The organism is Bacillus sp. 2CMS4F, assembly GCF_023161785.1.
In the GTDB taxonomy this organism is placed as follows: domain Bacteria; phylum Bacillota; class Bacilli; order Bacillales; family Bacillaceae; genus Bacillus; species Bacillus halotolerans.
This window is the reverse complement of the sequence record NZ_JALNTO010000027.1, coordinates 1-8,580: the sequence shown is the minus strand read 5'-3', so window position 1 is coordinate 8,580 and position 8,580 is coordinate 1. Positions and strand designations below refer to the sequence as shown.

The 8,580-nt window shown below is 45.8% G+C and carries 10 protein-coding genes; 7 read left to right on the top strand and 3 right to left on the bottom strand.

What is annotated here, in order from left to right; genetic code table 11:
• Positions 1–140: 140 nt before the first annotated feature.
• Positions 141–737 carry a class I SAM-dependent methyltransferase gene (locus tag MTN95_RS21405; protein WP_202853109.1) on the bottom strand — a complete coding sequence of 199 codons (597 nt, stop codon included), beginning with the start codon at positions 735–737 and terminating at the stop codon, positions 141–143.
• Between the two features lie 152 nt (positions 738–889).
• Here MTN95_RS21405 and MTN95_RS21400 point away from each other — a divergent pair, with 152 nt between their 5' ends.
• The 5 genes from MTN95_RS21400 to amj all read left to right on the top strand — a co-directional run bounded on the left by MTN95_RS21400 (position 890) and on the right by amj (position 4,731).
• Positions 890–1,750, top strand: coding sequence for an SDR family oxidoreductase (locus MTN95_RS21400; RefSeq protein ID WP_248339939.1), 861 nt, complete (start codon positions 890–892; stop codon positions 1,748–1,750).
• A gap of 14 nt (positions 1,751–1,764) precedes the next feature.
• Positions 1,765–2,268 (top strand): D-lyxose ketol-isomerase, encoded by a 504-nt coding sequence (gene lyxE, locus MTN95_RS21395; RefSeq protein ID WP_024120256.1) that lies wholly within the window; start codon positions 1,765–1,767, stop codon positions 2,266–2,268.
• A gap of 90 nt (positions 2,269–2,358) precedes the next feature.
• Complete coding sequence (locus tag MTN95_RS21390; protein ID WP_105955183.1) at positions 2,359–2,910, top strand: GNAT family N-acetyltransferase; 552 nt, start codon at positions 2,359–2,361, stop codon at positions 2,908–2,910.
• A gap of 77 nt (positions 2,911–2,987) precedes the next feature.
• Positions 2,988–3,410: a pyridoxamine 5'-phosphate oxidase family protein gene (locus MTN95_RS21385; RefSeq protein WP_248339937.1), complete on the top strand. Its 423-nt coding sequence runs from the start codon at positions 2,988–2,990 to the stop codon at positions 3,408–3,410.
• Between the two features lie 511 nt (positions 3,411–3,921).
• Positions 3,922–4,731: a lipid II flippase Amj gene (amj, locus tag MTN95_RS21380; RefSeq protein ID WP_202853106.1), complete on the top strand. Its 810-nt coding sequence runs from the start codon at positions 3,922–3,924 to the stop codon at positions 4,729–4,731.
• A gap of 38 nt (positions 4,732–4,769) precedes the next feature.
• Here amj and MTN95_RS21375 read toward each other — a convergent pair whose 3' ends face one another.
• Both MTN95_RS21375 and MTN95_RS21370 read right to left on the bottom strand, forming a co-directional pair.
• Positions 4,770–5,207 carry a carboxymuconolactone decarboxylase family protein gene (locus MTN95_RS21375; protein ID WP_105955181.1) on the bottom strand — a complete coding sequence of 146 codons (438 nt, stop codon included), beginning with the start codon at positions 5,205–5,207 and terminating at the stop codon, positions 4,770–4,772.
• 124 nt (positions 5,208–5,331) lie between these two features.
• Positions 5,332–5,622 carry a DUF3817 domain-containing protein gene (locus MTN95_RS21370; protein WP_010333070.1) on the bottom strand — a complete coding sequence of 97 codons (291 nt, stop codon included), beginning with the start codon at positions 5,620–5,622 and terminating at the stop codon, positions 5,332–5,334.
• 182 nt (positions 5,623–5,804) lie between these two features.
• Here MTN95_RS21370 and lrpC point away from each other — a divergent pair, with 182 nt between their 5' ends.
• A complete protein-coding gene (gene lrpC / locus MTN95_RS21365) occupies positions 5,805–6,239 on the top strand; it encodes a transcriptional regulator LrpC (protein ID WP_010333071.1) in 435 nt (144 codons plus the stop codon).
• 64 nt (positions 6,240–6,303) lie between these two features.
• Positions 6,304–8,487 (top strand): DNA topoisomerase III, encoded by a 2,184-nt coding sequence (locus MTN95_RS21360; RefSeq protein ID WP_105955180.1) that lies wholly within the window; start codon positions 6,304–6,306, stop codon positions 8,485–8,487.
• Positions 8,488–8,580: the final 93 nt, after the last annotated feature.

The window sequence follows — 8,580 nt, the reverse complement described above, 5'->3', positions numbered from 1 at the left end:
CTTCTGTTTGACTTCAATCGGATAACTCACTCTTGTTCCCATACAAAAAACACCTCCAAGTCTTATTTAAGGATAACAACTATCCGTTTTCAAACTTGAAGGTGTTTTTTTATTTGTCTCATCTTATGGGGTCAGTCCCTTTATGTGACGGGCTTTTTTGCGGTTGCACAGACTGAAAGCTCGGGTTTAATGTCTTTATATTGGATATCAATGTCTTTGAAGCCTGCCGCTTTCAGGTCAGCGAGCATCTGTTTACCGAACGATTCAGTTTTCTCGGGACAGGCATCTGCTTCCCGGGGCTGCATCGTAATGGCTGCTTTGCCGCCGGGTTTTAATGCTTGATAAATCTGTTTGATGCCTTCTTGCTGGTCTTTCCAAATCGTGTAGTTGTTAACGGAAATGACTTTATCGTAATACGCGGCGGGGAGGGGGAACGTTTCGATGCTGCTCTGTATCAGGCGAACACGGTCTGTTTTTAATCTGTGTGCAGCCAGCTTCAGCATAGTTTCTGATACATCAATCCCATGAATATGAACGCTCTTTTCGCGTTTTAGCATCTGCTTCATGCAGTATCCTGGTCCAAAACCGACTTCTAGAATGCGGTCTCCGCGTGTTAATCCAAGCTGATCTATTGTCCACTGATTCAGTGTTTTATTTTCAGCAGCCATGATGTATCCGGCAAGTATGCCGAACATCCCCTTCGGTCTGCTGAATTTTTTAGAAAGCATGTTAATCATTCAGCAACCTCCTTTTCACATCATTTTCCTCCTTGCGTTTCATGTGAAACATTTTTCTGATAAAGCATTCCGAAGGTGCTCATCCATGTTTACCCAGAGTATGCACGAGGTACACAACAAATAGACATGAAAAACAAAGGAGGAGAATCATCATGGCAAACTATCCGAAAGAACTGCCGGCACAAACCCAAAATCGCCAGCCGGGAATCGAAAGCGAAATGAATCCAAGTCCGGTATATGAGTACGAGCATTATAAAGGTGCGGATAAATTAAAAGGAAAAGTCGCACTCATTACAGGCGGTGACAGCGGAATCGGACGTGCGGTATCTGTCGCTTACGCAAAGGAAGGCGCTGACATCGCCATTGTATATAAGGATGAGCAGGGTGATGCTGAAGATACAAAAAAACGCGTGGAACAAGAAGGCGTGAAATGTCTTTTAATCTCCGGAGATGCAGGCGAAGAGGAGTTCTGTAATGAAGCGGTTGAAAAAACAGTCAATGAGCTCGGCCGTCTGGATATCCTTGTGAACAATGCCGGTGAGCAGCATCCGAAGGAAAGCATCAAAGATATTTCAAGCGAACAGCTTCACCGCACATTCAAAACAAACTTTTATTCACAATTTTATTTAACTAAAAAAGCAATTGATTATATGAAACCAGGCAGCGCGATCATCAATACGACTTCCATTAACCCTTATCGCGGTAATCCGACGCTGATTGATTATACGGCAACGAAAGGCGCGATCAATGCCTTTACAAGAACAATGGCGCAGGCACTTGTTAAAGACGGCATCCGTGTAAATGCGGTAGCGCCGGGACCAATCTGGACACCGTTAATTCCGTCTACATTCTCAGAAGATACAGTCGCTCAATTTGGGCAAAATACGCCGATGGGCCGTCCGGGTCAGCCTGTTGAGCATGTCGGCTGCTATGTGCTGCTGGCATCAGATGAATCATCCTATATGACAGGACAAACGCTGCATGTAAATGGCGGAGACTTTGTGACGACGTAAGAGGGAGTGAGGAAATGAGCATCACGAAAGAAGAAGTAAACAGCTACTATCAAAAAGCCGGTATTGTCTTAACGGATGATGAAGTAGAACAAATTCAGCTCATGGACTACGGCTTGGGAAAAGAACGAAAATCCGGGCTCCAGCTCTTTGTCTATGTGAATACAGACCGTTATTGTTCAAAGGAACTGGTGCTGTTTCCGGGACAGACTTGCCCGGAGCATCGCCATCCGCCGGTTGACGGGCAGGAAGGCAAGCAGGAGACCTTCCGCTGCCGCTACGGAAAAGTGTATCTTTATGTTGAAGGAGAAAAAACGCAGCTTCCAAAGGTTCTTCCTCCTCAAGAGGATAGAGAATACTATACAGTCTGGCATGAGATCGAGCTTGAACCCGGCGGGCAATATACAATTCCGCCGAACACGAAGCATTGGTTCCAGGCCGGGGAGGAAGGCGCAGTCGTAACGGAAATGTCTTCGACTAGCACAGACAAACACGATATCTTTACCGACCCTAGAATTTAAGGATGAGGCTTAAAAAGCCCATCCTTTTTTTATATTGAAAAAAACGGAAACACCGTTATAATGGGTAAAAAAGGAAAGAGGGCGAGGGAGATGTTCACCTGCAGTGTAAACGAGCACATTACCATCCGGTTATTGGAGCCAAAGGATGCGGATCGGCTGGCAGCGATTATTCATGAGAACCAACAGCGAATCAGTGAATGGCTATTCTGGGCTGAAAATCCAAGTGATGCCGAAACGTACAGGGAAACCCTCATTCCCGATTGGCGGCGTCAGTATGCTGACCTGAACGGAATCGAAGCGGGGATTCTGTATGACGGCAGCTTGTGCGGCATGATTGGCCTGCATAACCTTGACCAAGTGAATAAAAAAGCGGAGATTGGCTATTGGATTGACGGGGAATACGAAGGAAAAGGCATTATCACTGCCGCCTGCCGGGCACTCATCACATATGCTTTTCAGGACCTGGAATTGAATCGGGTGGCCATCTGCGCGGCTGCCGGAAATCACAAAAGCAGAGCGATCCCGGAGCGCCTCGGCTTTCAAGAGGAAAGAACAGCAAGGGAAGGCATATTCATTAAAGGCAAGTTCCACGACCTCGTCTATTACAGTCTGTTAAAGCGTGAATGGGAAGCAGAAAAATAAAGAGCGCATTTTCTTGTTTAAATCGTTCCCAGATGTGGAAAAGTAACAGCGGAGACGTTAAAAAGGAGTGATTCGAGATGAATCAGCAAGATATTAAACAAAAAGTGCTTGATGTTCTAGATCACCATAAAGTAGGTTCGCTCGCAACGGTTCAAAAGGGCAAACCGCATTCCCGCTACATGACTTTCTTCCATGACGGGCTGACGATTTATACACCGACAAGCAAAGAAACTCATAAAGCTGAAGAAATTGAGAATAACCCTAATGTGCACATTTTATTAGGCTATGATTGTGAAGGCTTTGGCGATGCGTATGTCGAAGTCACAGGAAAAGCAAAAATAAACAATTCATCAGAATTGAAAGACAAAATCTGGAGTTCTAAATTGGAGCGCTGGTTCGACGGCAAGGATGACCCGAACCTGGTGATTCTTGAAATCGAACCGGAAGATATCAGGCTAATGAATGCGGGAGAGAAAACACCAGTCTCATTCGAATTATAATAAAAGTTTGTATTTGCAGGGGCGATATGTTATCATGAATAGCTAAGCAAGAAAAATAAGCAAATAAAAAAGAAAGTAAACTTCTTTTTTCTGTTTTGAGAGAGAAGCTTTTACCGCTTCACAAGCAGCAAACCAGCTGCCCTTATTCTTTTCCTTCATAACAAATCGCCCCTAACGATGAGATGGAAAAAAGACTTTTTTGTTTTACAATTCACACCGGCGCGGCTTCGGAGCCGCAGTGACGATTGAGAGGTAGGGCTTTCGTTGTCTTGTGTTCAAGAAATTTCCATGGTGTTTACTTTCCAGAATGATTCTTCGGAACAATGCTACATGAATCGAACCCGCCCGAGTCGGCGGATAATATAATCTTTATTTGCGTATAGAAAAGAATAAGACAAACCGCTCGGCGTAAGCCGGCGGTTTTTTATTGTGAAAAAAACAAATCACACATGAAACTTCTCGTTGTTTCCTTCAGTCTTATCACTAGGATGAAACTGGAGGAAAGAATACCGTGCATGTCATTACAACACAAGTCGTTTTTATTTTCTGTTTTTTGTTATTGATTCACTCAATAGAGACCCTTGCCTATGCCACAAGGCTTTCAGGGGCCCGGGTAGGATTTATCGCATCCGCGCTTTCCTTGTTTAATGTTATGGTAATCGTGTCAAGAATGTCGAACATGGTGCAGCAGCCCTTCACGGGGCGCTTAATTGACGATGCCGGAAAAAACGCGCTGGCGCTCGTAGGCGAGCAGTTCCGGTTCCTGATCTTTGGCTCGACGGTTGGGACTATTGTGGGCATTATCCTGCTCCCGTCGTTTGTCGCCCTGTTTTCACGTGCGATCATCCACTTGGCGGGCGGGGGCGGCTCCGTTTTACAAGTCTTTCGGAAAGGATTTTCTAAGAATGGATGTAAAAATGCCTGCTCCTATTTGCGTCTGCCGTCTGCTTCGTATTTGAAGGGATTTCACATGCGCTTGATTCCAAAACGGCTGTTTGTCATCAACATGCTGATCACGTCCATTTATACAATTGGCGTGCTCTCCGCATTGTACGCAGGGCTGCTCGCACCCGAGCGAAGCACGACGGCGGTTATGGCATCCGGCTTAATCAACGGGATTGCGACGATGCTGCTGGCCATTTTTGTTGATCCGAAAGTGTCTGTTCTTGCCGATGATGTGGCAAAAGGAAAACGAAGCTATATTTATTTGAAATGGACCTCTGTGACAATGGTGACGTCAAGGGTGGCGGGCACACTCCTTGCCCAGCTTATGTTTATCCCTGGCGCATATTATATCGCGTGGCTGACAAAATGGTTTTGATAGCGAAAAGCTGACCCTGTAAAAGGTCAGCTTTTTATTTATTCGGCGATGTTTCCCATAGAGATGGCGATTCGGTTCCAGCTGTTAATCTGATTAATGATGAGGATTAAATCAACATATTCTTTTTCATTATAAAATTTACGCACCTCTTGATAAACATCATCAGGCACACGCTTGTTAGAAATAAAAGTGACATGCTCCGTCAGCAATAATGCTGCTTTTTCTTCAGGTGTATAAAAACTGCACTCTTCCCAAGCGTTTAATCCGTAAATGCGCTGTTCGGTTTCTCCCATTTTTCGGGCATCTTTCGTATGAATGTTAATGCAGTAGGCGCAGCCGTTTAATTGTGATGCTCTTATTTTCATTAGCTCTCTTGTTGTCCGGTTAATGCCGGATGTTTTCGTGTATGCCTCCATATTCATCATGATATGTAACCCATCAGGTGCTATTTGGTCGTAGGGAATCCTTTTGGTCATCATTCCATCTCCTTTCCCTGCTGTATCATTATGACATGATGATGGGGTTAAAAAAGAAAACAGCCTGAAGCAGATCCAAGCTGTTTTTCTTAACAGTGCGGCGCACAGCATGCCGCTTTATCGTTTATTTAAAGTTTCTTAATCCGCGGTCGTACAAAAAGTTTCCGAATGGGACGAATGCGGCGACGAAACCGGCGGCTGACCATTTCAGCGACCATTTCACAGAGAACGTCACATAGGCCAACACAAGCAAATACAAAATAAACAATCCGCCGTGAACAGAACCGACAATTGTTACCGCAAGCGAAAGGCCTGCCCAATATTTGAGCGGCATGGCGACGAAAAGCAGGATTAAGAGTGACATTCCTTCAATAAAACCCATCGTGCGAAGTCTTCCGATCGGCGTTTGCAGCATAAATCGCCCTCCTTGTGGACACGTTTTCAACTATACTATAAACAATCCGGCGGGCATATATGACAAGTTTGAGAAAATGTTCGGAAAACATTCATATTTAAAAAATCTATCTTGGGCCTCAGTCTTGTCATTTACACAAATTCCCGAGATAATGTGAACAAAAATAAAAGAAGGATGTTGATATGAAACTTGACCAAATTGATTTGAATATCATTGCGGAACTGAAAAAAGACAGCCGTTTGTCCATGAGGGAGTTAGGAAGGAAAATTAAGCTGTCCCCGCCATCGGTCACCGAACGGGTGAGACAGCTGGAATCGTTTGGCATCATTAAGCAATATACGCTGGAGGTTGATCAGAAAAAACTTGGCCTTCCAGTTTCCTGTATTGTCGAGGCAACTGTCAAAAACGGGGATTACGATCGATTCAAAAGCTACATTCAAACGCTGCCGAATATTGAATTTTGCTACCGGATTGCGGGAGCGGCCTGCTATATACTGAAAATCAACGCGGAGAGCCTTGAAGCAGTAGAAGCTTTCATCAACAAAACAACGCCTTACGCCCAAACCGTCACTCACGTCATTTTCTCAGAAATTGACACGAAAAACGGGCGCGGTTAGAGAGTGCTTGTTCAAGTCTGTTATAATAAAAGGATGAGCGTGAAAGAAAGAGAAGTGATCAAGCATGTCAAAAACAGTTGTATTAGCTGAAAAACCTTCAGTCGGCCGCGATTTGGCCCGGGTGCTGAAGTGCCATAAAAAAGGGAACGGTTATCTCGAAGGAGATCAATATATTGTCACATGGGCTTTAGGCCATTTGGTGACACTTGCTGATCCGGAAGGCTACGGAAAAGAATTTCAATCATGGCGGCTTGAGGATCTGCCGATTATCCCCGAACCGCTAAAGCTTGTTGTTATCAAAAAAACCGGAAAGCAGTTCAATGCGGTAAAAGCGCAGCTTACCCGCAAAGATGTCAATCAGATCGTCATCGCCACTGATGCCGGCCGGGAAGGTGAGCTCGTCGCACGCTGGATCATTGAAAAAGCGAACGTCCGCAAACCGATCAAACGGCTGTGGATTTCATCTGTAACGGACAAAGCGATCAAGGAAGGTTTTCAAAAGCTGCGCAGCGGCAAAGAGTATGAAAATCTGTACCACTCAGCCGTTGCCAGAGCAGAAGCGGATTGGATTGTCGGCATAAACGCGACCCGTGCGCTCACCACAAAATTCAATGCCCAGCTTTCATGCGGACGCGTGCAGACGCCGACGCTAGCCATGATTGCCAAGCGCGAGGCGGACATCCAAGCCTTTAAGCCTGTTCCGTATTACGGCATTCGCGCAGCAGTCGATGGAATGACGCTGACGTGGCAGGACAAAAAATCGAAGCAGACGAGAACATTCGATCAAGGCGTGACAAGCCGTTTGCTAAAAGAACTTGATGGAAAACAGGCGGTGGTCGCTGAACTGAAAAAAACAGCGAAAAAAAGCTTTGCTCCTGCGCTTTACGACTTGACGGAACTCCAGCGGGACGCCCACAAACGCTTCGGATTTTCCGCCAAAGAAACGCTCTCAGTTCTGCAGAAGTTGTATGAGCAGCACAAGCTTGTCACATATCCGCGGACAGACTCACGGTTTTTATCCAGTGACATTGTTCCAACCTTAAAAGACCGGCTGGAGGGCATGGAAGTGAAACCGTATGCCCAATATGTCAATCAAATTAAAAAACGCGGCATCAAATCGCACAAAGGCTACGTCAATGATGCTAAGGTGTCAGACCACCATGCGATTATCCCGACTGAAGAGCCGCTTGTTCTCAGCAGTCTCAGCGATAAAGAACGCAAGCTGTATGACCTGATTGCCAAACGTTTCTTAGCTGTGCTGATGCCGGCTTTCGAATATGAAGAAACAAAGGTCATGGCAGAAATCGGCGGAGAAACCTTTACGGCGAAGGGAAAAACCGTACAGTTACAAGGCTGGAAAGCCGTTTATGATATGGCTGACGAGGATGACGAGCAGGAGGACGACAGAGATCAGACGCTGCCGGCTCTGCAAAAAGGCGCCTCGCTCACTGTCCGCACATTAACTGAAACAAGCGGACAAACCAAACCGCCGGCCCGTTTTAATGAAGGGACGCTGCTGTCAGCTATGGAGAACCCAAGCGCCTTTATGCAGGGAGAAGAAAAAGACCTTGTCAAAACGCTCGGCGAAACAGGCGGTCTCGGCACGGTTGCAACGCGTGCCGATATTATCGAAAAACTGTTCAACAGCTTTTTAATTGAGAAAAAAGACAAAGACATTTTTATCACCTCAAAAGGAAAACAGCTCCTGCAGCTCGTTCCTGAGGATTTGAAATCACCTGCCTTAACGGCAGAGTGGGAACAAAAGCTGTCCGCCATTGCGGCCGGAAAATTAAAATCCGCTGTCTTTATTAAAGACATGAAGGCTTATGCTAAGCAAACGGTAACAGAAATTAAAAACAGCAGCCAAACCTTCAGACATGATAACATCACGGGAACGGCATGTCCGGAGTGCGGCAAAATGATGCTGAAGGTAAACGGCAAGCGCGGCACCATGCTCGTGTGCCAAGACCGGGAATGCGGAAGCAGAAAAACGATCGCCAGAAAAACAAACGCGCGCTGCCCGAACTGCCATAAAAGAATGGAGCTTCGCGGCCAAGGAGAAGGCCAGACCTTCGCGTGTGTTTGCGGGCACCGTGAGAAGCTTTCTGTATTTGAAAAACGGAAAAACAAAGACAAAGGGCGCGCTACAAAGCGGGACGTCTCTTCTTATATGAAAAAACAAAATAAAGACGAACCGATTAACAATGCGCTGGCGGAACAGCTGAAGAAACTCGGTTTGGATCAATAAAAAGAAACCTGTGCAATGGGACTGACCCCTGTTTTTGAGACAGGGATCAAAACACCTTTTATACAGCCAATTGCCGATAGCTTATCGGTGATT